This window comes from Marinithermofilum abyssi, from assembly GCF_014641195.1.
GTDB classification, from domain to species: Bacteria; Bacillota; Bacilli; order Thermoactinomycetales; family DSM-45169; genus Marinithermofilum; species Marinithermofilum abyssi.
On the sequence record NZ_BMHQ01000034.1, the window covers coordinates 1 to 1,452 of the forward strand.

Genomic DNA, 1,452 nt, shown 5'->3' on the forward strand with positions numbered 1-1,452 from the left:
GCATCCACCGTGTGCCCTTAGTAACTTCTCCTCAAATCGCTCCGGTGAAATCTTCGACAGTTTGCTTTGCGCATCTGTTGAAGACTCCTTGGCTTGTGTTGCGTATCCAGTTTTCAAGGTGCATAACTTTTTGTCAGCGACAAGAATCAATATATCACAGCTCGATAATCAAATCAAGACCTTTTTTTATCTTTTTCATTCCAAATTTAGGAGGAATGCCGCTGTTTCCTTGTCGTGACGACGCAAAAAGTATTCTAGCAAAAATCCTGTCCAATTGCTACCCCTTTTTACGAGATTTTCGCAGGAAAGTTTCCCTGAACATAACTTTCCGATACGAATACACTGCGGATCTCAGTCAAAGCCCCTCCGTAAGTATCTGCCCTTGTTATTGCAATTGGAATAAAAAGATCCACATCATATTTCATCTGGAATTGGAGCACAATAACTTAAAGCACCTTCTTCTCAGATTGATGACCGTTGCATACAGCATTCTTACCCCTCAGAAGTCCTTCTGCTCAAAGCGCAGCCTTCATACGGGCAGCCTTCATACGGTAGGTATTAGACGAATTTTTGACTATTTTCATGAACAAAGCTCTTACTTTATATATCCCACACCCCGAACAATGCAGATCAGTAAGGTTCAAAGCCGCATCGATTTTTTGTGCAAGTGCTGTGTACACATCCACGATATTGATATCGCCTGCAAAATCATACTCCCATATCCGGGTGATCATCTGCTCACGTTCCATATTGTGCAACAGATGCGCGGGGTCAGATCGATGGTTTGGGCTGCCCGGGGAACTTCTCTTGTCTGTTCGTCTACCGCCAAGTCTGCCAAAGGCCGTTACGTTATCCAGGATTGGGAAACGAGACTAGCTGGTACATCACCTTGGCCGAGCTGTCAGCAAAATCACTGATGTATGTTCATCTTCCATCTGCAGCCGGCACAGCACTTCAATCCCACTAAAATGAGAAATCATAGCGTCCGCAAAATCCTATTTCCTTCCTTGACAGCGATCAAGGCGGACGTACTGTCTCGCACAGTAATCATAACCTTCGTATTCCAACTCCAACTAAACCACACGGGCAATCCGTGTTTCATCCTTCACAACCAAAACGGAATATCCCTTACCACACCTCATCCCCTGGTTTTTAGGCCTCCATTGCATCTGACATTTTATCTTTGACATTACTCCAACAAGGGCTTCAAAGCACTCTTTTTTTCATCCATGATAGGCATCCATGACAAAAATCTATATTGAGAAGCTTTTCTATATAGCAAAAACCCCTGACTCGTTTTGAGTCAGGGGTTAAAGCATTCCCTGAAAACTGAGGAGCGGTCGTTCACGTGACCCGTCGTCCGGTTCGTTCGTTTTGTATCCTAAGGATACTCCGTAGAAAGGAGGTGATCCATCCCCACCTTCCGGTAGGGATACCTTGTTACGACTTCAC

1 rRNA gene is annotated in these 1,452 nt (G+C 44.6%); it reads right to left on the minus strand.

Going from position 1 to position 1,452, the window contains the following annotated elements:
- Positions 1-1,398: 1,398 nt before the first annotated feature.
- A 16S ribosomal RNA gene (locus tag IEW70_RS17600) occupies positions 1,399-1,452 on the minus strand; the annotation flags it as partial.